The 21924-nt window shown below is 55.9% G+C and carries 25 protein-coding genes, 1 other RNA gene and 1 riboswitch; of the genes, 3 read left to right on the top strand and 23 right to left on the bottom strand.

The genetic code is table 11. From position 1 onward, the window contains the following. Positions 1-8: 8 nt before the first annotated feature. The 7 genes from flgH to lfgB form a co-directional block, all read right to left on the bottom strand. Complete coding sequence (gene flgH, locus ACTG2W_RS15100; RefSeq protein ID WP_040068881.1) at positions 9-680, bottom strand: flagellar basal body L-ring protein FlgH; 672 nt, start codon at positions 678-680, stop codon at positions 9-11. After that, complete coding sequence (gene lfgG / locus ACTG2W_RS15095; protein WP_245148015.1) at positions 680-1465, bottom strand: lateral flagellar basal-body rod protein LfgG; 786 nt, start codon at positions 1463-1465, stop codon at positions 680-682. The genes flgH and lfgG overlap by 1 nt, the downstream gene beginning before the upstream one ends. A gap of 78 nt (positions 1466-1543) precedes the next feature. Next, a complete protein-coding gene (gene lfgF, locus ACTG2W_RS15090; protein ID WP_005336213.1) occupies positions 1544-2278 on the bottom strand; it encodes a lateral flagellar basal-body rod protein LfgF in 735 nt (244 codons plus the stop codon). 9 nt (positions 2279-2287) lie between these two features. Further along, positions 2288-3487, bottom strand: a complete 1200-nt coding sequence (gene flgEL, locus ACTG2W_RS15085) for a lateral flagellar hook protein FlgEL (protein ID WP_167566494.1) — start codon at positions 3485-3487, stop codon at positions 2288-2290. A gap of 18 nt (positions 3488-3505) precedes the next feature. Further along, positions 3506-4213: a flagellar hook assembly protein FlgD gene (locus ACTG2W_RS15080; protein WP_167566496.1), complete on the bottom strand. Its 708-nt coding sequence runs from the start codon at positions 4211-4213 to the stop codon at positions 3506-3508. Positions 4214-4216: 3 nt separating this feature from the next. Continuing rightward, positions 4217-4642 (bottom strand): lateral flagellar basal body rod protein FlgCL, encoded by a 426-nt coding sequence (flgCL, locus tag ACTG2W_RS15075; protein ID WP_019444815.1) that lies wholly within the window; start codon positions 4640-4642, stop codon positions 4217-4219. 2 nt (positions 4643-4644) lie between these two features. Next, positions 4645-5034 carry a lateral flagellar basal body rod protein LfgB gene (gene lfgB, locus ACTG2W_RS15070; protein ID WP_167566500.1) on the bottom strand — a complete coding sequence of 130 codons (390 nt, stop codon included), beginning with the start codon at positions 5032-5034 and terminating at the stop codon, positions 4645-4647. 59 nt (positions 5035-5093) lie between these two features. Between lfgB and flgA the strand changes: the two genes are divergently transcribed. The 3 genes from flgA to ACTG2W_RS15055 all read left to right on the top strand — a co-directional run bounded on the left by flgA (position 5094) and on the right by ACTG2W_RS15055 (position 6677). Next, positions 5094-5885, top strand: a complete 792-nt coding sequence (gene flgA / locus ACTG2W_RS15065; protein ID WP_181497029.1) for a flagellar basal body P-ring formation chaperone FlgA — start codon at positions 5094-5096, stop codon at positions 5883-5885. A 76-nt stretch (positions 5886-5961) separates the two neighbouring features. After that, entirely contained in the window at positions 5962-6237 is a 276-nt protein-coding gene (gene flgM, locus ACTG2W_RS15060) for a flagellar biosynthesis anti-sigma factor FlgM (protein ID WP_043821914.1), read from the top strand. Continuing rightward, positions 6234-6677 carry a flagellar protein FlgN gene (locus ACTG2W_RS15055; RefSeq protein ID WP_111899825.1) on the top strand — a complete coding sequence of 148 codons (444 nt, stop codon included), beginning with the start codon at positions 6234-6236 and terminating at the stop codon, positions 6675-6677. Before flgM ends, ACTG2W_RS15055 begins: the two co-directional genes overlap by 4 nt. A 9-nt stretch (positions 6678-6686) precedes the next feature. Here the strand turns inward: ACTG2W_RS15055 and lfiJ are convergent, their stop codons facing one another. From lfiJ to rsmI, 16 genes are all read right to left on the bottom strand, one after another. Further along, a complete protein-coding gene (gene lfiJ, locus ACTG2W_RS15050; RefSeq protein WP_005336226.1) occupies positions 6687-7100 on the bottom strand; it encodes a lateral flagellar protein LfiJ in 414 nt (137 codons plus the stop codon). Positions 7101-7109: 9 nt separating this feature from the next. After that, positions 7110-8441: a lateral flagellar FliI-like assembly ATPase LfiI gene (lfiI, locus tag ACTG2W_RS15045; protein ID WP_139478374.1), complete on the bottom strand. Its 1332-nt coding sequence runs from the start codon at positions 8439-8441 to the stop codon at positions 7110-7112. After that, positions 8434-9126 carry a lateral flagellar assembly protein FliH gene (gene lfiH / locus ACTG2W_RS15040; protein WP_005336232.1) on the bottom strand — a complete coding sequence of 231 codons (693 nt, stop codon included), beginning with the start codon at positions 9124-9126 and terminating at the stop codon, positions 8434-8436. The genes lfiI and lfiH overlap by 8 nt, the downstream gene beginning before the upstream one ends. A gap of 12 nt (positions 9127-9138) precedes the next feature. Beyond that, entirely contained in the window at positions 9139-10167 is a 1029-nt protein-coding gene (gene fliGL, locus ACTG2W_RS15035) for a lateral flagellar motor switch protein FliGL (RefSeq protein WP_158110359.1), read from the bottom strand. Next, entirely contained in the window at positions 10154-11902 is a 1749-nt protein-coding gene (gene fliFL / locus ACTG2W_RS15030; protein WP_245148048.1) for a lateral flagellar M-ring protein FliFL, read from the bottom strand. The genes fliGL and fliFL overlap by 14 nt, the downstream gene beginning before the upstream one ends. Before the next feature lie 17 nt (positions 11903-11919). After that, on the bottom strand, positions 11920-12246 hold the full coding sequence (lfiE, locus tag ACTG2W_RS15025; protein WP_005336241.1) for a lateral flagellar hook-basal body complex protein LfiE: 327 nt from the start codon (positions 12244-12246) through the stop codon (positions 11920-11922). Between the two features lie 3 nt (positions 12247-12249). Continuing rightward, positions 12250-13635 (bottom strand): lateral flagellar response regulator transcription factor LafK, encoded by a 1386-nt coding sequence (gene lafK, locus ACTG2W_RS15020; RefSeq protein WP_245148013.1) that lies wholly within the window; start codon positions 13633-13635, stop codon positions 12250-12252. 135 nt (positions 13636-13770) lie between these two features. Continuing rightward, a riboswitch (cyclic di-GMP riboswitch) is annotated at positions 13771-13858 on the bottom strand. A gap of 175 nt (positions 13859-14033) precedes the next feature. Beyond that, on the bottom strand, positions 14034-16109 hold the full coding sequence (gene lfhA, locus ACTG2W_RS15015) for a lateral flagellar biosynthesis protein LfhA (RefSeq protein WP_021231850.1): 2076 nt from the start codon (positions 16107-16109) through the stop codon (positions 14034-14036). A 3-nt stretch (positions 16110-16112) separates the two neighbouring features. Next, entirely contained in the window at positions 16113-17249 is a 1137-nt protein-coding gene (gene flhB / locus ACTG2W_RS15010) for a flagellar biosynthesis protein FlhB (RefSeq protein WP_019444827.1), read from the bottom strand. Further along, entirely contained in the window at positions 17246-18028 is a 783-nt protein-coding gene (gene lfiR / locus ACTG2W_RS15005) for a lateral flagellar biosynthetic protein LfiR (protein ID WP_421308530.1), read from the bottom strand. Before lfiR ends, flhB begins: the two co-directional genes overlap by 4 nt. Continuing rightward, entirely contained in the window at positions 18025-18294 is a 270-nt protein-coding gene (gene fliQ / locus ACTG2W_RS15000; RefSeq protein WP_005336246.1) for a flagellar biosynthesis protein FliQ, read from the bottom strand. The genes lfiR and fliQ overlap by 4 nt, the downstream gene beginning before the upstream one ends. A gap of 1 nt (position 18295) precedes the next feature. Continuing rightward, on the bottom strand, positions 18296-19030 hold the full coding sequence (gene fliP, locus ACTG2W_RS14995) for a flagellar type III secretion system pore protein FliP (RefSeq protein WP_107684348.1): 735 nt from the start codon (positions 19028-19030) through the stop codon (positions 18296-18298). Then, positions 19030-19407: a lateral flagellar motor switch protein LfiN gene (gene lfiN / locus ACTG2W_RS14990; protein ID WP_019444828.1), complete on the bottom strand. Its 378-nt coding sequence runs from the start codon at positions 19405-19407 to the stop codon at positions 19030-19032. Before lfiN ends, fliP begins: the two co-directional genes overlap by 1 nt. A gap of 8 nt (positions 19408-19415) precedes the next feature. Continuing rightward, on the bottom strand, positions 19416-20288 hold the full coding sequence (gene lfiM / locus ACTG2W_RS14985) for a lateral flagellar motor switch protein LfiM (RefSeq protein WP_181294941.1): 873 nt from the start codon (positions 20286-20288) through the stop codon (positions 19416-19418). Between the two features lie 227 nt (positions 20289-20515). Next, positions 20516-20902: RNase P RNA component class A (rnpB, locus tag ACTG2W_RS14980), an RNA gene on the bottom strand. 156 nt (positions 20903-21058) lie between these two features. Next, positions 21059-21892 (bottom strand): 16S rRNA (cytidine(1402)-2'-O)-methyltransferase, encoded by an 834-nt coding sequence (gene rsmI, locus ACTG2W_RS14975; RefSeq protein WP_204477820.1) that lies wholly within the window; start codon positions 21890-21892, stop codon positions 21059-21061. Positions 21893-21924 lie beyond the last annotated feature (32 nt).

Genomic DNA, 21924 nt, shown 5'->3' with positions numbered 1-21924 from the left:
GTGATTCCTCAAAATGGCGCAAACGCCGAGCTAAAGAAGCGGCCCAGCCACCCCATCTGGTTACTGTCTGCAAGGGCTCCACGACCGGCATAGGTGATGCGGGCATCGGCAATGCGCTGGGACGAGATACGGTTGCTCTGATCAATATCCTCAACCCGCACCATGCCGCCCAAGCGGATATACTCATCCCCCTGATTGAGGCGGATCCACTTTTCACCGCGGATCCCCAGCACACCATTGGGCATCACTTCTGCTACGGTCACGGTAATGGAACCTGCCAGGGTATTTTGCTGACTGGAGGTCGCTCCGCCATCAAAATCCCGATCCGCACTGAGGGCGGCCCCCCAGTCGGGGCGCAGTTTACCGCCAATAGAGGGGGCCGGCACATTCATGCTGCTGTTTTTGCTCATGCTGGTATTGGCTTTCTTGCTCGACTGGGTACGCTCTTCCAGCACCACGGTGAGAATGTCACCAACACGGTAAGCACGCCGATCCTGAAACAGGGTCATCATGTAGTTGCCCCGATAGAGGCCACCATCTTCGCCCTGCGCAGTCGCGGTCACCTTGGGACGGGATGGTGCCCATTTCTCGTCACCCGGCTCGGGTGCCTGCAGCTCATAGGTGGCACAGCCGCCCAGCAACAATACCAACCAGATATAACGCAGCATCGACTTCATCATTACAGTGCCTGAGTGACAAACTTGAGCATCTGGTCGGCAGAAGAGACCACCTTGGCATTCATCTCGTAAGCCCGCTGAGTCGTGATCATGTCGACCATCTCCTCGACCACGTTTACGTTGGAGCTCTCCAGCGCGAATTGCTTGACTGCCCCCATCGCCTCTTCACCCGGTACACCTTCAATGGGCTCACCGGACGCACCGGTTGCGCGGTATAGGTTGCCACCGAGCGCTTCCAGACCTGCCGGGTTGGCGAAATTGGTCAGGGTGATGCGGCCCAGCTCGACGTTCTCTTGCTGACCGGGCAACGAGGCGCTGACAGTGCCGTCGGTACCAATGGAGATCTTGGTGGCGTTATCAGGGATCTGGATCTGCGGCACCATGGGCAAACCATCCGCGTTAACCAGTTGCCCCTCGGCATTGCGATGCCATTGACCATTGCGGGTATAGGCCGTCTCGCCATCCGGGCGCTCAACCCCGAAGAAACCGGCACCGACCACCGCCATATCCAGCTCCTGATTGGTATTCTGGAATTGGCCGGAGGTGAAGACCTTCTGGGTACCCACCACTCGCACACCATTACCCATCTGAATACCGATAGGCGCCAGATTCTGCTGATCCTGCTGGGCACCCGGCTGGCGCTGCACCTGATAGAAAAGATCTTCAAACGCTACTCGATCGCGCTTGAAGCCGACCGTGTTCACGTTAGCCAGGTTGTTGGAGATACTGGACATCTTGGCATCTTGTGCCGACAGACCTGTTTTACTGACCCATAATGCTGCGTGCATTGTTATTCCACCTTGTTCATCAAGCCCAATCCACAAAGGAGTGGCCAGATACCGGACAGCAGCCCGATACCGTCAATCTCAACCCTGACCGGAAATCAATTTGGCCCCTTGACGAGCCTGATCATCCGCCGCTTTCATCAACTTGACCTGCAGTTCGAAATTGCGGGTCAATGACATACTGCTGACCAGCTCATCCACGGCATTGACGTTGGCCCCTTCCAAAAAGCCGGATGCCATCACCACCTGCTCGCTACTTTCGGCATCCCCCCCCTGGCGCATCCGGAACAGACCATCGTGGCCTTTTACCAGCTCAGCCGGATCAGGATTGACCAGCTTCAGGCGGCCTACATCAAGCCGAGCGCCACCACCCGGAGGAGTGATGCTCAGGGTGCCATCCTTGCCGAAACTGATGTCACGATAAGCGGGCAGCACCAGCTCGCCCCCCTCCCCCAGCACCGGCCGACCATTGAGGGTCAACAGCCCGTCGGCATCGGCCTCCAGGTTACCCGCACGGGTATAGGCCTCTTTGCCATCAGGCGTCTGCACCGCCAGAAAACCCTCGCCACGAATCGCCACATCCAGCTTGCGCCCCGTCTGCATCAGAGGGCCAGCTTTGAAGTTGGTCCCGGCCATCTCTTCTCGGGCCATTACCCGGCTCTGGTAACCATCGCCCGTCAGGGCATAAGCAGAAACTCGCTCAAAGTCAGCCCGAAAACCGGCGGTATTGACGTTGGCCAGGTTATTGGCACGGATCTGCTGAGCCATCAGGGTATGCTGCGCCCCGGACATGGCGGTGTAGATAAGCTTTTCCACGGGTTACCCTTAGAAGGAGTTGAACAGAACCTGGGTCATCTTGTCAGCGGAACTGATGGTCTTGGCGTTGGCCTGATAGTTACGCTGGGACGTCATCAGGCTAACCAGTTCACCGGTCAGGTCCACGTTGGAACTCTCGTAGGCCCCGGCAGTCAGCTTGCCCATGGTGCCGGTTCCCGGCGCCCCCAGTACCGGCTGGCCGGAACTGAACGACTGTTGCCAGGTGGTGTTGTTGGTCTGCAGCAGACCATTGGGGTTGGTGAAGTTGGCCATCACGACCTGCCCCTGCAACAGGCTCTGGCCGTTGGTAAAGGTGGCATAGACACCACCATCGGCATCAACCCGTACACCGGTCAGGTCACCTGCGGTATAACCATTAGACTGGTTACGAGTGGCGTTAAAATCGGAGGCATATTGGCTCACCTTGCTGATATCGACGGTGAGCTTGATATCCATGGCACCTGGCGGAGTCAAGTCCAGAATGGGCATAGCGGTAGACTTAGCAAGCGTGCCATCTTTCTCAAAAGTCAGTGCGGTGGTGGGCAGTCCCGTTTTGTCACCATCGAAGGTGTAGTGTACAGCCCACTCATTAGGCTTTTTTTTGACAAAATACTGAGTAACTGTGTGCTCAACCCCCAGCGAGTCATAGACCTTACTGGACTGTGAATAACTGAAAGTTTCAGATTTCTTAGGATCAAAATCGTAAGGTGGTTTGGTATCAATCTCAGTGGCATTAGCCTTCAGGTTCGCCACAAACTCCAGCTTGTCGGATGCCTTGGCTGGCAGGCTGCCCGCCTTGACCTGAATATCCCCGACCACACCGGATTGCAGTTTGCCGGCGTCATCCGTGGTATAACCCTGCAGACGGGTACCACTCGCCGTGGTCAGGTAGTTACCGCTATCACGCTGGAACATGCCCGCTCTGGTGTAGGAGGTTTGTCCGCTGCCATCTTTCAGCACGAAGAAACCACTGCCAGAAATAGCCAGATCCAACCCTCGCCCGGTGCGCATCACATCACCGTTGCGATCAAAGTTCTGGGAGACGTTGTTCATCTCGACACCGCCAGCCTGACCACCACCATAGATGGCAGCAAACTCGGCACGGCTGGATTTGAAGCCTGCGGTGCTGGCGTTAGCAACGTTGTTACTGATAACGCTCAATTCCTGGTTTACGGCGCGCAGGCCGCTCAATCCGATACTGAAAGACACTGTGTCGCTCCTCTCTAATTACGCTGATTTGCCGAACTGGATTGCACTGAACAGCGGGACATCGCCCACACCGGCAACCTGCAGCATGATTTCTCCCGTACCGGGCAAAGCAACACGTTCTACCTTGCTCGCTACATAATTTTTGGTCGCCACCAAGGTCTTGCCCGCCGAGGCCTTGACCTCAAAGCGGTACTCTCCGGCAGGAAGGGGGGGCAGTTCATAATCCAACCCGCCCGCCTTGCTCTCACCCCAACTCTTGCTGGCCACCAGCACGCCGTGCTGATCATACACTTTGAGATCCACTTGCTCCGCCGCACCTTGCAGCTCGATTTGACCGCGGATCTTTTGCTCTTGCTGTTGTTTAAGAGTTTTGCTCGGCACCATGACCTCTTTGTCGACCAAAGCGGTACTCTGCAGCACCTGTTGGGTATCCATCTTGGTGTTGCTCTGTAGCTGAAGCTTCTTCAGTCCCTCGACACCTTCTACCATGCTGAACTGGGCCAGCTGGGCGACATACTGGGCACCATCAAGCGGGTTGGTGGGATCCTGATTCTGGATCTGCGCCACCATCATCTGCAGGAATTCGTTACGCAGTTGCATCCCGCTATTCTGGTTGGCTTGTGTTTCCTGAGCAGCACCGGCGTCATTGCTGGCGATCTTGGGGTCAGCAACAGCCTGACCCGTACCACGCGCCGTATCCAGACTGCTTATCTGTGGCAGACTCATGGCTTAGGCTCCCTGACCAAGACGCAGCAAACCTTGCTGCATACTGTTGATCCGGTTGATCACCTCTACCGAGGTTTCAAAACCGCGAGAGGCGCTCATCATGTCGGCCATCTCTTCCACCACGTTGACGTTGGAGTAGTAGACAAAGCCATCCTGATCGGCCATCGGGTTGGTCGGCTCCAGCCGTTTCTCGACCTGACGGTCGGACTGTACGATACCCGCCACTTGCACCGACGCAGCTCCAAGGCCATCGGCATCCTGAATCTTCTGATAGAGAGTGGAAAAAACCGGCTTGATGGCACGAAACGCGGCGTCTTCACTGGCGGCCGCGCTATCCACGTTGGCCAGGTTGGAGGCAACGGTATCCAACCGCACGGTCTGGGCGCGCATGGCACTGCCAGCGATGTCATAAATCTTGTTGAACGACATGGTTAACGGCCCTCGATCGCTTTGGCGATCCCGGTAATCTTCATATTGAGGAAAGTGAGACTGGTCTGGAAATCGGTGGCGTTGTTGGCAAATTTGCCCTGCTCAACCCCCAATTCGGCGGTATTGCCATCCATGGAGACCTGATCAGGAATGCGATAGAGGGGGTGACGCATATCGTCACGCATGGCGCCCTGGCTGATGGCCTGACTCTCCTCGCCCGCAGCAACTTGCTGCGCGACACGGCCCAGAATCGTCTTATAATCGACATCCCGAGCCAGATAGCCCGGCGTATCCACGTTGGCCAGATTTCCCGCCAGAATACGCGCCCGCTCCGCCCTGACATCGAGGGCATAAGGGTGTACACCGAGGGCGCTGTCAAATGAGATACTCATGCTTCCTCCTTTATCGTTCACTCAGACCGGGGTTACCCTTATCAAGACTCATGCCAACCATGAAGATACCTAGTTTCAAGCGGTTACCATGCACCATCCGCCGCAAGCAGATGATAAATGAGGAAGTGCGACTTCCCGTGTGGAAATGGAGCGGCATCCTCTGGCTACTGCTGAGCGCATTGGCTCACGGTGCCCCACAGGCGCAAAGCGCCATGCTTGAACAGTTGCTTGAACAAGATGCCCGCCAGAGTCTTGATGACTACGTCACCCAACAGGGATGGCCTGCAACCTCAGGGGAGTTTAAGGTCTGGCTTGCTCCTTCCGCCGAGCACCTCCCTCCCTGCCCCTCACACTCACTCTCGTTACAAGCAGGTGGCCAGTATCGGCAACCCTGGGGACGACGCCCCTATCTCATCGAATGCACAGACCCCGCCTGGCAAGTGCGCGGACGGGTAGAGGTCTCGTTGCTCTTGCCGGTCTGGGTTGCTGCACGGGATATCGCAAAAGGCCAGGCCATCAGCGCCAGCGATCTGGTGGAGAAAGAGTTGGATGTCAGCCGCATACAGCGCGGGTTTACCCCGAGCAATCACTCCCTGCTGGGCCATAAAAGCAACCGGCATCTGAGAAGCGGACAGCTCATCGGTGAGCTGGACTTACAAAAAAGTTGGGCGGTCAAACAGGGGGAAGGGGTACTGATCCGCGCAGGGAAAGGTGAGTTCTCCGCCACAACCAGAGGGGAGGCACTCGATAATGGCGGAATAGGCGACGGGATCAGAGTGAAAAATCTTAGCTCTGGCAAAGAGATACAGGCATGGGTGACTGATATAGGGGAAGTTGAAACCCGTTTTTGAACCAAGATCGCAATTTGATTCAAGTTCGACAAGCCTTGGGTCGCTTGTCATAAACAGACCATCAGGAATTTATGTTATGAAAATTACCCGTACTGACTCGCTCTATATTCAAAACCAGCCTGGCCGCAAACCGGATGTCACGACCAAGCCGGAAACCAGGTCCGCACAGTCATCCGAAACCCGGATCAGCAGCACAGCGCAGTCAGTAGCCAACGCCCGCAGCCAGCTGGCCACCACATCCGACGTCGACATGGACAAGGTCAACGAGATCCGCAAAGCCATCAGTGAAGGCAAGCTGGAAATCGATCTGGATGCGCTGGGTCAGGCCATTCTGGATATGCATCGCCGATGAGCGTGGATACCAAGGCCACCGTCAAGGCATTGATCCTCGGGATCCAGCAGGATTACGGCCACTATACCGAACTCACCGCCCTGTTGCTGCGCCAACATGCACTGCTGGCAAGCCATGATGTCGATGGCCTGCAAGTCCATAACGAGCAGCAGACAGCGCTGATGGCCAAAGTGACACAACAGGCAAAGTTACGCTGCCAGCAGCTGCAGACATTGGGCCTCAAACCCGATGAGAAGGGGATGGCCACCCTGATAGCCAAGCTGCCACTTCCCCTGCGCACCACGGTAACCAATCAATGGCAACAGCTTGAACAGCTGCTGCACCAGTGTCTGCGCCAGAATGATCTCAATGGCCGCCTGCTGGCAGGCCAGATGGAGACGATTCATTCGCTGTTGGGACAAGATTCAGGTTATCGTGACCCGGACAGCATCACGGATTAACCCTCCGTCTTACTCTTTGCGGGTCAGGTGACGCAAACTCGCCAGCTCGTCCAGCTGTAGCTGATCCCGCCTCTCCTGCTGCTGGCGAGCAACATCATCACGTCTTGCCAGCAATAGCTCCAGTCCCTTGACCCGCCCGAACTGCCGGACAAGTTCCCCTTCGTGGCGCTCCAGATCCAGTCTGGCCAGCGCAGATTGCTGCACCTGATGGGAGAGCAAACGGCGCAACTGGCCATCCATCTGTTGCTTGTTTTGCCATAGCAAAGGGTGAAACTTGTCGGAACCGGGCCGCAGCGAGGAGATCACTTCCTGCAATTTGTGTGCTCGCTGCTCTTCCCGCAACGCCAGCTCCCGCAAGCGTCGACGCTCGGCGCCAAGATTTTCCAGCTCTTCCTGTTGCAACCCCAGATAAGACTTCAGCATAACGAATCCTTATCCCTGCCCCAGCACCTGCTTGAGACCAACCATCACCTGTTCAAAGGCCATCTCTTCATGCAGGCCTTGTTGCAGAAATGCCGCAATCCCCGGATAACGCTGAACCGCTTCATCCATCTGCGGATCGGCCCCGGGTTGATAACCGCCCAGTGGCAACAGCTCACGCACTTGCTGATAGCGTCCCCATAGCTGGCGCAAGGTGACCGCCAGCTTTTGCCATTCGGCAGGCACGACTTGTGGCATGACCCGACTGACCGAGGCACCGATATCGATGGCAGGATAGTGGCCCTCTTCAGCCAGACGACGGGTCAACACGATATGGCCATCGAGAATGGCGCGCGCCGCATCGACCACCGGATCCTGCTGGTCATCCCCTTCCGCCAGCACGGTGTAGAACGCACTCAGACTGCCATCCGGATGCGTGCCGTTACCGGCTCGCTCCACCAGCTGGGTCAGCATGCTGAATACCGAGGGTGGATACCCTCTGGTGGCAGGAGGTTCACCGATGGCCAGCGCGATTTCCCGCTGCGCCTGGGCATAGCGGGTCAGTGAATCCATCAGCAGCAGCACATCCTGCCCCTGCTCACGGAAATACTCGGCAATCCGGTGGCATAGCTGAGCCGCTCGCAGTCGCATCAGGGGAGATTGATCCGCTGGCGCCGCAATGACCACGGCGCGAGCCAGACCATCGGCCCCCAGACTGTGTTCGATGAATTCGCGCACTTCACGGCCCCGCTCACCAATCAGTCCCACCACCACAATCTGGGCTGCGGTATTGCGGGTCATCATGCCCAGCAACATACTCTTGCCTACCCCCGAGCCGGCGAACAGCCCCAAGCGCTGGCCCTTGCCAACAGTCAGCAGGCCATTGATGGCACGGATACCGACATCCAGCGGTTCACGTACCGGGGTTCGCAATAGCGGATTGGGGGGAAGAGCAAACAGAGGGACACTGTCACCAACATCGGGTAACGGCTGCCCGTCGAGGGGCTGCAGCAGGCCATCGAGTACCCGCCCCAGCAGATGACGACCAAGCCGAACGGTTTCCTCTCCATCGATCGGTTCGACCTGAGCTCCCGCGAAGAGGCCACTCATCGGCTGCAGCGGCATCAGGTAAGAGATATCTCGATTAAAACCGACCACCTCGGCCAGCAAGGGAGCGCCACTTGCCGTGCTGACACGACAACGCTGCCCCATCACCAGTTGGCAACCGACTACCTCGAGAGTCAAGCCGGTCACTCGCACCAACCGGCCAAAACGACGAAACGCGGGCAGTTCATCCAGATTATCCAGCGCACTGGTCAGTGCCTGCTGCAAGGCTTCATGCATCTTGCGGCACGTCCAGCGAGCTGTTGAGCTGTTCGATGCAGGTTGCCAGACGAGAGCTGGTGCTTACCTCGACGACGGCAGCGCGCGTTTCGATACGGGCATCGCCTACCCCAAGTGCTGCATCAACTTGCAATGGCCACCCTTCGCAGCGAGTCACCCCCTGCTCGGCGAGTCGCTGTCGATCTCCCTCGTTGAGGTAGATCACCAGCTCTTCCGATTCACTCGGCAAGGTAGCCAGCGCCTGTTCGACCTGATTCATCACCTGCTGCGGATTGAGGGTGAATTCGGCCATGATGACCCGCTTGGCCACCTGCGCCACCAGCTGGGCAATCAGCTCTTTCTGCTCGGCCATCCGGGCCCGGCTCAGTGACTCCCACTGCTCTTGCAGCTTGGCAAACGGCACCATTGCTTGTTCGAAGGCGGCTCGCCCCTCCGAAAGGCCCTGAGCAAACCCGCGGGTTTGCCCTTGTTGCAAACCGGTGCTCTCGCCTTCCTGCAGGCCGCTGGTCAGGCCTTGCTGATAACCGGCCTGATAACCTTCGTCATGACCTTGCTCCAGCCCCTGCTGATAGCCGAATTCAAACTGTTCTTGCTGACTCCGTGCCTCTTCCCCACTCTGACCGAGCGCAGGGAAACGATACAGACGGGTCGCCCCAGGCATCAATTTGCGCACATTGTGACTCATGAATGCCTCCTTTTAACTGACGGTGGGCTCTTCGAACAGCTGGAACTCGATCTCGCCCTGCTCCACCAACTCGCGGACCAGTTGCATGACCTCTTCCCTTGCCTGCTCGACCTTGCGCAAAGAAACACTGCCCTGGTTCTGGATCTGATCGTCCAGCGCCTGAGCCATCCGCTTCGGCATGGCACCCAACACCACTTTGCGGAAGCTGGTTTCGGTGTTCTTGAGAGCCAATGCCAGCAATTCGCTGGGCAGCTCCTGTACCAAACGTTGCAAGGTGTCGTCGCTCTGACGGCGCAACGCCATGAAATCGAACATGTTCTTCTCGATCTCCAGCGCCATGTCACCGTCGTGTTCGCGCAACAGGGAGAGCATCTGCTCCTTGTCCCCCTGATAACGGTTAAGAATATCGGCCACCTGCCGTACCCCGTTTACCTTGGCACCGGATTGATCTGCCACGTAGGTGAGACAGCGATCCAGTGTCAGCCTGAGTTCGCCCAGCACATGTTCACTGACACTGCTGAGACTGGCGACGCGCACCAGCAAATCGTCATGCACCGAGCTGGGCAAGGCATCGAGCACGGCTGATGCGGTCTGGGGCGGCAGGAAGGCCAGCAGCACGGCCTGCATCTGGGGATGCTCGTTGCGGAAGAAACGGGCCAGCACATCGGCAGGTACCCACTGCAGACGCTGGATATCCTGACTCATCACATCGCCGTACAGACTGTCGAGCAGACTACGGGAGAGTCGTTGCCCCAGAGCAAGATCGAGCGTCTGTTCCAGATACTCCCGTGAAGCACTGCCAATTCCGCTCTGCTCACGGTAGTGATTGAAGAACTGCTGCAACGTCCACTTGGCTTCCATCGAGCTGACGCCAGAGAGAGAGGCCATCTTGGAAATCAAACGCTGCACCTCGTCGCGGGAGAGCTTCTGCATCACCTTGGCAGCAGACTCGGTCCCCATGCTCAGCAACAAGATGGCGGCCTTCTCAAGGTTGTCGATATCGATATCAACGGCACTCTGATTCAAGTTAACGCTGTTCATTGCCACTCACCCATGCTCTGACAACCTCCGCCACCCGGGCGGTATCTTTTTCAACCAGCAACTGCAAATGCTTGAGCTGAACCTCCAGCTCGGATCCCGGTTCCGGCAACGACTCCATATCGAGTGACGAGAACTGGGGCTCCATCTTGTTGTCAGTACGGATCAGACTATTTGAAAGAGCAGACGTCAGCTGGGGATCATCGTCATCCCTGCGCATGGACAATCCGACTGTGGGCTCTAGCTCCTCCTCAGTCTCACCCATTTCCATATCAGGCTGTTGCTGGGTACGAACCAGATGTTTCACCAACGGACGAATACCGAAGAAGACCAGCGTCAGGCCAAGCAAACCACCGACCAGATAACGCAAGGAGTCTTGCCAGTAGGGGGTTTCCCACCAGCTGGATTCGGGAGCGGCTACTGGTACCGCACCATTGAAATCGAAGGCCTGCAGACTAATCTGATCGCCACGCGTCTCATCGAAACCGACAGCACGCTCTACCATCTGACGGATCTGTGTCAGTTGCTCGGCACTCCAACCACCTTTCGGAGCGATCTGCTGATTGAGCAGAATGGAGACGTTAATTCGTTCCAGACGTCCCTGCTGGTAACGGGTGTGCACTATGGTGCGACTGTTTTCGTACTGCTTGCTGACTTCCTGACGCTCGGTACGAGTGTCGTTCTGTTGTGTAGCGGTATTGGTATTGGCATTGCCTTTGTCAGCACCAGCCTTTTCATCTTTTGCCGCTGTTTCAGGCGGGCGGTTGGATAACGCCCCCGGGATCCCCATCGCCAACGCATCGATGGTCTTGTCTGACTTATTGGACTCGCGAGTCACCACACCTTGCGGATCGAGCTGCTGCTGGGTCTCTTCGACAGCGTTGAAGTTAACGTCTGCCGCAATCTGCACCTTGAAATTGGTGCTGCCCAGCATGGGATAGAGCATGTCATTGGCACGCTGACGAATGTATTGTTCCAGCTTGCGGACATACTCCATCTGTTGAACGCTCTGCTTGCCAAAACCGACCTTGTCCCCCAGCTCTGCGCTGAGCAACTGGCCGGATTGATCAACCACGGTCACGGCGCCAGGTTTCATTCCGGAGATACTGCCCGCCACCAGATTGGCAATCGCCTCGACCTGACCCGCTTCGATGGATTGGCCCGGTTGCATATCGAGCATTACCGATGCACTCGGTTTCTCCTCATCGCGTCCAACGAATAGCGTGCGCTTCGGAATAGCCAGATGAACACGGGCACTGCGCACGGCATCGAGCGCTATGATGGTGCGAGCCAGCTCCCCTTCCAGGGCATGACGATAACGCGCCCCTTCCATAAATTCGCTGGTACCCAGTCCGGTTACGTTGTCCAGCCCTTCCAGACCAGACGGCATGGCTGCACGCACCCCTCGCGCAGCAAGTGCCATCCGGACATGAGCCAGCTGATTTTCAGGAACCAGTACCTGACCGGTGCTCTTTTCCAGACGGAAAGGTACCTGCTCTTTCTCCAGCATCTCCATGATGTTGGCGGTATCGTATAGCTCCTGTTTGCCATACAGGGGTACATAGTTTTTGCTGGAGGTCCACAGGATAACGACTATGGTGCCTGCCACAATGGCAGCCAGCAGAGCAATGGTCAGGATCGATTTGTTGTCACGGGAGAGGGTACGCCAATTGCGTAATCCCTCTTGTAGCCTGATTTTGAGCGAATCAGGGGCTGCCCCCTGAGGAGACGTTACCAGTTCAGTCATCTGTTACCTCAGAGCGGCATGCGCATAATGTCATCAAAACCGGTCATCAGCTTGTTGCGAACCTGCATCAAGGCTGAAAAACTCAAGCCGGCTTTTTGACTCGCCACCATGGCGCCCACCAGATCATCGCTCTGCCCGGCATCGACGGATGCCATTAATTTTGACGCGACATTCTGCTGTTCATTGACGCGCCCGACCACATCCCGCATGGCATCGGTAAATGATGCTCCCGACAGATCATTGGATTCGATAGAAGGGGTCTGGCTTGCGACACGCTGCATCTCCTGCATCTGCTGCAGTAGCGTCACCTGTGATGACATCATCTGAATCTTCACTTTTTATCCCTCTGCTTGAATCTGCTGTTCAATATCAATGCCTTGCTCACGCATCGCCGCAAGCTTGTAGCGCAGTGCCCGGGTTGTCATGCCCAGTGCATCGGCTGTGCGGGTACGATGGCCACGAAAGCGGCGCAAGGTCTCTAATACAAATTGGAACTCGGCATGCCGCCTGGTTTCACTTAACCCCTCGGGAGCATGCCACGTGTCTGCTGCGACTGTTTCTTCTGGAAGAATACAATTTGGCAACATCAAATCGACGGACTGTATATGCAAACCACGCGCCATTATTAATGACCGTTGAATGACATTATCCAGCTCTCGTACATTTCCTGGCCATTCATATGACAGCAACAACTGACAGGCACGTTCACTCAGGCGATAGCCCTGTTGGGATGCATAACGCTCAATAAAGTAGTTGGCCAGCGGAATAATATCTTCAGGACGTTCACGCAATGCGGGCCAATTCATTGGCAATACATCAAGACGATAGAAAAGGTCTTCACGAAATAGCCCACATGCAACCAGTTTGCGCAGATCTTTATTGCTGGCGGCAATGATTCGAACATCAAGAGCAATCGTTTGATTGCTGCCAAGTCGCTCAACTTCTTTTTCTTGTAGCACCCGTAATAATTTAGCCTGCAGGTTAAAAGGAAGTTCTGATATTTCATCCAGCAACAGGGTCCCCCCCTGAGCCAACTCAAATTTGCCGGGCTGGGCAGAAACAGCACCGGTAAATGCACCTTTATTGTGGCCAAAAAGAATTGACTCAAGCATTGCTTCAGGAATTGCTGCACAATTAATCGCCAGAAATGGTTTTTCCGCTCTGGCAGACATTTCGTGAATATAACGAGCCAACCGTTCTTTACCGGTTCCTGACTCACCACCAATCAGAATGGTGGCAGAGGTTTTGGCTGCTCGTCGGGCCAGTTGCAATACCTGCAGGCTCATGGGAGAAACGGCGATAAGATTGGGGATCGCTTGACGAAGGCGTAAAGCACCACGGACAGCATCGAGCAATTGCTGGGGGCAGAAGGGTTTGACAATATAGTCAACAGCCCCGGCACACATGGCTTCCGCAGCAATGGTGGCTTGGTGCTCATTGACCATTATGACGCAATCAAGTCCTTCGAACTCACGCAGAATACGCGGCCCGAGCTCGGTCATAGCATCCATATCGAGCAGGATCAAATTGACATTACCATCAGCAATAATGCCCTTTGATTGTTTAACAGAATTAACGCTTGATACCCTGATGCCTTCCTTGGATAAGATTTTTTCAACCTCATTTTCGGCAACTATTAGCGGCTGAATCAATAATATATGTGGTTCAGCCAAGCTATCGCCACACAACCCGATTATTTTATTTATTGACAATCCCGAAGACATAGACGTCTGACACCTGTGATTGTGGATAGAACAATCAATAGAACTGAAGTATCAGGCACAAAGGAGAAATACAAATTCGCACTTAAAAAAGTGAAGTTTGTATCTAGATGGTAACAAAATCGTATCCAAATTCACCTTGGTAACCCCGCTGTCATTAGCTTTCCTGCTGTTAGACCGGAGGCTTTGCGTCCTGACTTTTCAGTTCAGTTTGCCCTTACAATGTGATAACACGCCCCGCCTGATGGGCTAAGCGTGTGGCAACACAATTAATATTGTTTTTTGTTATTTAACTTTCACACATTGCTGCGTCAATTTTCGCCACATCATATAGTATTCATACGGCAATTCAAGCTGGGGCGGAAAAAACACTTCCCTTCAGGATATTTATCCAACAGTAATTAACCAAGTGTACCAATTACCTCCACCCGTAGCTCTTCAGGTATCTCATTGTAGGAAAGCACTTTGAGTCCCTTTGAAAATGATCGGGCATAACGGGCTATTAATGGTCTCAGTTGCGGCATAACAACCAACACAGGAGCATGTCCCAACTGCTGCAACTGCTCCTTCACCAACGGCATATTTTGCTGCAATTGGGCCAGCAGTTGTGGATCAACCGGGAAGCTGTCCAGCTGGATTTTGCCCTGCTGTTGTGACTGATTCATTGCAGCCAGCAATGTCTGCTCAAGGCGATCATCCAGCGTAAACGTAGCCAGCACATCGCGATTACCAATGGCCTGCCGCACAATCTGGCGCTTCAAGGCACAGCGCACATCGGATGCCAGCAAGACAGGGTCTTTGGTCAGCTCGCTCGCATCCAGCAGCGTCGTGGCAACGGTTCGTATATCGGTAAGACTGACCTGCTCCTTTAGCAATTGACGAAACACTCTCAATTGCTGCATCTGGGTCAATGCCAGATTCAGCTCTTCAGCCAACCGGGGGGACTGACTGGCCAGATATTGGCCCAGTTTGCCAACTTCATCGTGACCAAACAGCGCATCAAGCTGTTCACGCAACAGCTTGCTGGCGTGAGTGGCAATCACGGTGGCCGAATCCACCACCGAGTAACCAAGATTAAGGGCCTTGGCCTTTTGCTCCGGGGAGATCCAGACCGCACTCATGCCGTAGGCCGGGTCCTGAGTCAACTCGCCATCTAAAGCGCCATAGGTCTCACCACTGCTGATGGCCATCAAGCGCTGACAATCCACATTCCCCATCGCCAACGCGACACCGGACAACTTGATCCGGTACTGATCCGGCTGCAACTGCAAATTGTCGCGAACCCGGATCTCGGGGAGCAGAAAACCGTACTGCTCGGAGAGGGTTTTGCGGATCCCGCGCACTCGTGCAAGCAGTTCAGCCCCTTTATCCGTTTCAGCCAATGGCACCAGACGATAACCAAGCTCGATGGCGACCGTATCGACTGGCGGCAAATCCTGCCACTCCAGTGCCTGCTGTTCAGGCTGAATCATTTGACGAGTCAGCTCTTGCGCTGCATCCAGATCCGGCACATTGACGGCTCGCTTGCTGACACTCCAACCTGTCCAGGCCAGTACAGCTGCGAAACTGAGGAATGCGAGCATCGGCATCCCGGGCACCAGACCCAGGATCAGCATGATGGTTGCAGAGGTATAGATAACGCGAGGCGATGCCAGGATCTGCTGACCAACCTGATCAGCCATCTCCCCCTCATCACTGACCCGGGTCACGATAATGGCCGCAGCAGTCGACATCAGCAGGGACGGGATCTGGGCAACCAGACCATCACCAATGGTCAACAACGCATAGCGCTGGAAGGCTTCGGCAACGGGCAAGGCATGCTGGAAAATACCGATGGCCAACCCACCCACCAGGTTGATGATCAGCACCAACATGCCAGCTATCGCGTCACCACGAACGAACTTGGAAGCACCATCCATCGCACCATAGAAGTCCGCCTCGCGCGCGATCTCCTCACGGCGAGCCCTGGCCTGATGCTGATCCATGGTGCCGGCATTCAAGTCGGCATCGATGGCCATCTGCTTGCCGGGCATGGCATCCAGAGTGAAGCGGGCGGATACTTCCGAAATCCGCTCGCCACCCTTGGTGATCACCACAAAGTTGATGATCATCAGGATCACAAAGACCACCAGACCGACGACATAGTTGCCACCGATCACGACTTCACCGAATGCCTGGATGACCTTACCGGCTGCTTCATGCCCTTCGTGACCGTGCAGCAACACCACACGGGTAGAGGCCACGTTCAGCGACAGCCGCATCAGGGTGGCAACCAGCAACACGGTTGGGAATACCGAGAAATCGAGTGGTCTGCGGGCCGAGACGGATACCAGCAACACCAGTACCGCCAACACAATGTTGAAGGTAAAGAGCGCATCCAGCAGCCAACCGGGCAGAGGCAGGATCATCATGGCCAGAATGGCCAATAACATCAGCGGAATTGCGGTATAGGATTGGGTGAATACACGCCAGTTCACAACTTACCTCTCAGGTTGACGTAACTCGGGCGGTACATATAACGGAGCAAGAGGGGTCGGTTTCCTCCCCTTGCCTGCCTCATACGCCCTTAACTGCAATACATGGTTCAATACATAGGCAACTGCCGTGTACAGCCCTGCGGGGACTTCCTGATCCACCCTGGTCGAGTGATAGATGGCTCGCGTCAACTCGGGCAAGCTCATCACCATCTTGTCATGCTGTTTGGCGACCTGACGGATCCGCTCGGCCATGCTGTCGACCCCTTTGGCAATCACGAAAGGGGCATTGGCACGAGTCGCATCATATTTTATGGCCACCGCATAATGGGTCGGGTTAACGATAATCACATCTGCCTGCGGTACCCGCTGCTCGATACGCGCGCGGGCAAGCATTCCCTGTACCTGGCGGATTTTGGCCTTGATCTCGGGACGCCCTTCGCTGTTCTTGTGCTCATCCTTGACCTCTTGTTTGGTCATCCTGAGCTGCTTGTTAAGCGACCAGCGCTGATAGGGCACATCCAGCACGGCAATCAGCATCTGAACGCTCCCCAGCAAAATAAATGCCTGGGAGAGGATCCGTAGCGCCTGCTCGAGGGCCGCCTGAGGGGGCATCCGGTTCATCATCAACAAAGAAGGCCATTGATGATTTAACATCAACGCCAGCGTGCCGCCGATCAGCGTCACCTTGAGCAGTGACTTCAGCAACTCCATCAGGCTGTTCTTGGAAAACATGCGCCCCAGCCCCTTCAAAGGGTTCATCTTCTCGCCACTGGGTAGCAGCTTTTTCCAGGTCAACGCCATACCGCCCGGCACAATGCTGAGCAACACCAGCATCAGGGCCAGAAAGCCAAACAGGGGCAGCAGCACCCACAGCATGTTTATCAGCGCTTCACCCAACCAATGGATCATCATCTGCGGGTCACGGGCACCTTGCCAGTCAAAACGCTGCGGGCGCTTCATCAACTCGGCAAAGAACTGGCCAAACCCCGGCACCATCCACTGCATCACCAACCCGCCAAGCAGCAGCAAACCGGCAGAACTGAGCTCTTTTGAGCGGGCGATCTGCCCCTCATCTCTTGCTTTCTGGCGTTTCTGGCTAGAGGCCTCTTCGGTTTTGTCCTGCGCGCTGTTCTGACTCATGCCGGGGTCAAGCCTCGCAGCTGTTCAAGCACATGGGTCACCAAATCCAGATAACGGGAGGGCACACCACTGATGGAGAGCGCCATGGTGAGCAACCCGAGCAACAGGGTCATGGGAAAACCGAGGGAGAAGATATTGAGCGAAGGGGCGGTCCGGTTCATCACCCCGAAGGTCAGGTTAACCATCAACATGGCAACAACGGCAGGCAACGTCAGCAACAGGGCGGCACCGATAGACCAGCCAAACAACCCGATCACACCTTTCATATCGATCAGATCCAGAGATGAACCCGGCGGCCAGCTACGCAGACTCTGCACCAGAATATCCAGTACCACCAGGTGGCCATTCAGTCCCAGAAAGAGCAATGCGCAAAACACCATCATGACCTGACTGATGATGGGGGCAGAATCCCCGTTGACCGGATCATTCATCACCGCCATCGCGAGCCCCATCTGCATGGAGAGGATCTGCCCCGCAGTGGTCATCACCATATAGAACAACTGGACACACAGACCAAACAGCAAACCAAACAGCAGCTGCTCCACCGCCAGGACCAGCGCACCGGCACTGAAAGGATCGACAACCGGCATATCCTTCATCATGGGGGCGAGCAGCAGGCTGATGATGAACGCCAGCATCAGGCGAACTTGCGCAGGCACCCGGGTATCCCCAAAGACCGGCATCACCCAGAATGCCATACCGATCCGGATAAACGGCCACCACCACTGTCCCAACCATGCGGTCAGGTCAGCAGCACTGAGGGACAGCAGCGAATTCATCCGATAAACCCGGGGATTTTAAGAAAAAGATCCTGGAACAAGGTGGTTATCTGCGACAACAGCCAGTTACCCGTAAAGATAAGGGTCATCAGAGTCACGATAAAACGGGGAAGAAAACTGAGCGTCTGCTCCTGGATCTGGGTGGCCGCCTGAAAAATACTGACCACCAAACCTACGATCAGGCCCGGTACAATCAGCACCGAGACCATGGTCACCACCAGATTGACCGCGCCACCAACCAGGGCAACGCTCTGCTCAGGGGTCATATCAGCCTCCCCCACCAAAGCTGGCGGCCAAGGTGCCGACGGTCATCGACCAGCCATCGACCAGCACAAACACCATCAGTTTGAAGGGTAACGAGATGATCAGCGGTGAGAGCATCATCATCCCCATCGCCATCAAGACGCTGGCGACCACCAAGTCAATCACCAGAAAGGGGATAAACAGCATAAAGCCAATCTGAAATGCGGTATTCAACTCACTCAAGACAAACGCGGGCAACAGCACACCGAAAGGCACATCCTCTTTAGCGACCGTAGTTGGTTCGCCAGAGATGCGCAGCATCTGCTCCAGATCCGGTTCACGGGTCTGGGCCAGCATGAATTTGCGCAGGGGTTTTTCTGCCTTGGCGATCCCCTCTGACAGGGTTATTTCATTGTTGTCATAAGGGACAAATGCATTCTGATACATGTCCGTCCAGACCGGACGCATAATCACCACAGTCAGGATGAGGCTGATGCCGATCAGCACCCGGTTGGGAGGGCTCTGCTGCAGGCCAAGTGCCTGTCTCAATATGGCCAGCACGATGATGATCCGGGTAAAACTGGTCATCATCAGTAACAAGGTCGGAAGCAGACCCAGCAGGGTCATGAAGAAGAGGATCTGCAACTTGATGTTGTAGTCCTCGCCCCCTGAAGCACCTGGCGATACCGAGAACAGGGTCATGTCCGCCCCCCAGCCGGGCAGCGAAAATAACAGCAGCGTCAGCAGCAGATAGCGCATCAGTCGTCCATGCCACCCAGCAGGTTGGTATCAATGACATCGACCAGGCGCAGACCATATTTGCCATTCACGACGACGACTTCGCCCTTGGCAAGCAGACGGCCATTCACCCGCACATCCAGCGGTTCACCCGCCAGCTTGTCCAGCTCAATGACAGCCCCCTCCTCGACGCGCATCAAATCGCCGAGCGGCACTTCGGTACTGGCCACTTCCAGCGTCACCTTGACTGGGATCTGGCGAAAGAAGGAGAGATCCCGCTGTTTGCTACTACTGGTGGGGGCCAAGTAGTCTGCAGCGCTAGGCATGCTGATGTCGTCACCAAACAGTTGATCCAGTCCATCCAGATCCAGCGGATCATTCATATTGTGCTCGCTCATGATTCAATTTACTCCTCTACAACCGTCGCAACCTGATAGACCAGGCTGCCTTTGTGTTCTGCGATTCGTCCACTGAAGCAGGGACGGCTGCCAATCAGTGCTGGCACAACTTCAGGCAAGTCCAGTGACAGCACATCACCCACCTTGAGACACTCGAGATCCGCCAGCGTCATGGACAATTGGCCCATCACCACCCGCAGACGAACCGGGACATGAGTCAGAGCCTGTTCCAGCTGACCTGCCGGCAATGAATGACTCACCGGAGAAATGGACTCCTCGGGGGGAAGCAACCACATCTGCCAGTAATGAGTGCAATTACCTGCCTGCAGGGTTGCCTGCGTGGTCCAGAGCTGACGGTGGGCGATGGAATCCCGTGGCACGACATGCAACTGCCACTTCAGATCCCCCAACCCCAGACAAGCACACCAGATATCAACCTGATACTGGCAAAGCCGCAATAACAGCCGCTGTTCGGTATCGGTCAGCCCTTTGCCAGACTGAACATGCTCCTCTTTTTGCTGCAAGGTGCCACCGAAAAAGAGGACCGCAAGACGATAGATGACCAGGGGTGCGATCGAGAAATAGACGGCGCGCTGTGGTTCAAGCGGACTTCTCGCCTCGACCCAGATATGAGCGTCATCTATCTCTGCAGGACCGGAAAAGGCGAACTCGCCATAATTCAGTTCGCACTCCGCACTATTGAACAGCTGGGCCATACAACTCGCAGCTTGCAGGGAAAATGTGCTCAACTGGCCATTGACCTGCTTCAAACGGGCGTGGTTTAACCGCTCGACACCCAACAGATCATAATGAGGCAGGGTTCTGCCCCGTTCTGCGCTAAGCAGCCGGGAAGGTGTGAGCATTGCGCTGCTTGATGACATTAATAATCCACCTTAACCATTTCATCTCGCCTTACTGCCACAGGGTCGCTCATCAGGCCAGCAGTGTGATAGATACAGACAGTCCAGCCGACGTATATCGACCAAAAAGGGTGAGAACTTTATTACAAATTCCAGAAAGCCGCCATGCGGTGCATCTCGGCGTGAATAATAAAAATCCCGGTGCCGTTAGGCACCGGGATTTTAGCGTGACGGTTCACGCGGAATGAGGTCGGAGTCGGCCTGTAAGCCGGGTTCTGTACCGGGTTGCCCCGGGTAGCAATCATTCCTCTAGGCCAGCAATCGCTCGCTGGCTCAAGCAACCTACCCGCCCCCAACGCGGGCCGCGCCAATAGGGGCCTATTTGGTCTTGCTTCGGGTGGAGTTTACCGTGCCACGAACTGTTGCCAGTCGCGCGGTGCGCTCTTACCGCACCCTTTCACCCTTACCTGATCCCTTGCGGGCCATCGGCGGTCTGCTCTCTGTTGCACTGGTCGTAGGCTCGCGCCCCCCAGGCGTTACCTGGCACCCTGCCCTGTGAAGCCCGGACTTTCCTCCCCTCCGCCCGTCTGTCCCGAGGGACACAACGACGAAGCAGCGATTGCCCAGCCAACTCCGAGGCGCGGATTATAGCCTTGCGATACGCACGGGGTAAACCGGCAATTCCCGTTTACAGCCATTTATCGCGCTTTGGCCCCCGTTTACATGCTGAATGCTCGCCGGTTCGGGGGATTGCACTGGTCAGAAAACAGCCTTACGGCCTATTAACCGGCTCAATAGTGCTCGAGGCCGTATTTGTAGAGGGCATTCTTCTTCACGCCGTGGATCTCGGCGGTCAGGGCGGCCGCTTTTTTCAGTGGCAGCTCGGCCACCAGCAGACCCAGAGTACGGATCGCCTCGGCTGGCAAATCCTCTTCCTCTTTGGAGGCGCCAGCCACGACCAGCACGATCTCGCCGCGGCAACGGTTGTCATCTTCACCAAGCCAGGCCAGCATTTCAGAGGCTGGCAGACCATGGATTGACTCGAAGGTCTTGGTCAGCTCGCGGCACACCACCACATGACGCTCGCCGAGAATGCGAGCAATCGCTTCTACTGTATCCTGCACACGGCGCGGCGATTCGTAGAACACCAGCGAGCGGGTGTCTTCAATAACGGCTTGCAGGCGATCGTCACGCCCCTTGCTCTTGGCGGGCAGGAAGCCCTCAAAGGCAAATCGATCGGTGGGCAGACCGGCCGCGCTCAGAGCGGTGATGGCGGCACAGGGACCGGGCAGCGGCACCACCTTGACCCCGGCTTCACGACAGCGGGTGACCAAGTGATAACCGGGGTCGCTGATGAGCGGGGTGCCAGCATCGGAGACCAGCGCAACACTCTTGCCCTCTTTGATCCGGCCGATCAGCACATCGGCTTTCTGCTGCTCGTTGTGATCGTGCAGGGCGAAGGTCGGCACCGAGATTTGGTAGTGGCTGAGCAGGATACCGGTATGACGGGTATCTTCAGCTGCCACCAGATCGACACTGCGTAAAATGTCCAATGCACGCTGGGTGATGTCCGCCAGATTGCCGATCGGAGTGGGGACTATATACAGGGTTGGGATGTCACTCATGGGATCTCCGAGTGCCCCGACAATTGTGTCGC

Source organism: Aeromonas sp. 96A, from assembly GCF_051919165.1.
GTDB classification, from domain to species: domain Bacteria; phylum Pseudomonadota; class Gammaproteobacteria; order Enterobacterales; family Aeromonadaceae; genus Aeromonas; species Aeromonas veronii.
Note: the sequence above shows the minus strand (reverse complement) of the source record. Positions and strands in the feature narration are given on the sequence as shown.

Bases quoted from the DNA above. Each gene is read 5' to 3' on its own strand.
- rsmI (WP_204477820.1), bottom strand. From the start codon at position 21,892: ATGAGTGACATCCCAACCCTGTATATAGTCCCCACTCCGATCGGCAAT.
- flgM (WP_043821914.1), top strand. From the start codon at position 5,962: ATGAAAATTACCCGTACTGACTCGCTCTATATTCAAAACCAGCCTGGC.
- lfiJ (WP_005336226.1), bottom strand. From the start codon at position 7,100: ATGCTGAAGTCTTATCTGGGGTTGCAACAGGAAGAGCTGGAAAATCTT.
- lfgB (WP_167566500.1), bottom strand. From the start codon at position 5,034: ATGAGTATCTCATTTGACAGCGCCCTCGGTGTACACCCTTATGCCCTC.
- fliGL (WP_158110359.1), bottom strand. From the start codon at position 10,167: ATGAACAGCGTTAACTTGAATCAGAGTGCCGTTGATATCGATATCGAC.
- lfiH (WP_005336232.1), bottom strand. From the start codon at position 9,126: ATGAGTCACAATGTGCGCAAATTGATGCCTGGGGCGACCCGTCTGTAT.
- fliQ (WP_005336246.1), bottom strand. From the start codon at position 18,294: ATGACCCCTGAGCAGAGCGTTGCCCTGGTTGGTGGCGCGGTCAATCTG.
- lfiI (WP_139478374.1), bottom strand. From the start codon at position 8,441: ATGCATGAAGCCTTGCAGCAGGCACTGACCAGTGCGCTGGATAATCTG.
- lfiR (WP_421308530.1), bottom strand. From the start codon at position 18,028: ATGAATTCGCTGCTGTCCCTCAGTGCTGCTGACCTGACCGCATGGTTG.
- lfiN (WP_019444828.1), bottom strand. From the start codon at position 19,407: ATGAGCGAGCACAATATGAATGATCCGCTGGATCTGGATGGACTGGAT.
- flhB (WP_019444827.1), bottom strand. From the start codon at position 17,249: ATGAGTCAGAACAGCGCGCAGGACAAAACCGAAGAGGCCTCTAGCCAG.
- lafK (WP_245148013.1), bottom strand. From the start codon at position 13,635: ATGTCTTCGGGATTGTCAATAAATAAAATAATCGGGTTGTGTGGCGAT.
- fliP (WP_107684348.1), bottom strand. From the start codon at position 19,030: ATGCGCTATCTGCTGCTGACGCTGCTGTTATTTTCGCTGCCCGGCTGG.
- lfgG (WP_245148015.1), bottom strand. From the start codon at position 1,465: ATGCACGCAGCATTATGGGTCAGTAAAACAGGTCTGTCGGCACAAGAT.
- lfiM (WP_181294941.1), bottom strand. From the start codon at position 20,288: ATGTCATCAAGCAGCGCAATGCTCACACCTTCCCGGCTGCTTAGCGCA.
- flgCL (WP_019444815.1), bottom strand. From the start codon at position 4,642: ATGTCGTTCAACAAGATTTATGACATCGCTGGCAGTGCCATGCGCGCC.
- ACTG2W_RS15055 (WP_111899825.1), top strand. From the start codon at position 6,234: ATGAGCGTGGATACCAAGGCCACCGTCAAGGCATTGATCCTCGGGATC.
- ACTG2W_RS15080 (WP_167566496.1), bottom strand. From the start codon at position 4,213: ATGAGTCTGCCACAGATAAGCAGTCTGGATACGGCGCGTGGTACGGGT.
- flgA (WP_181497029.1), top strand. From the start codon at position 5,094: ATGAAGATACCTAGTTTCAAGCGGTTACCATGCACCATCCGCCGCAAG.
- flgH (WP_040068881.1), bottom strand. From the start codon at position 680: ATGATGAAGTCGATGCTGCGTTATATCTGGTTGGTATTGTTGCTGGGC.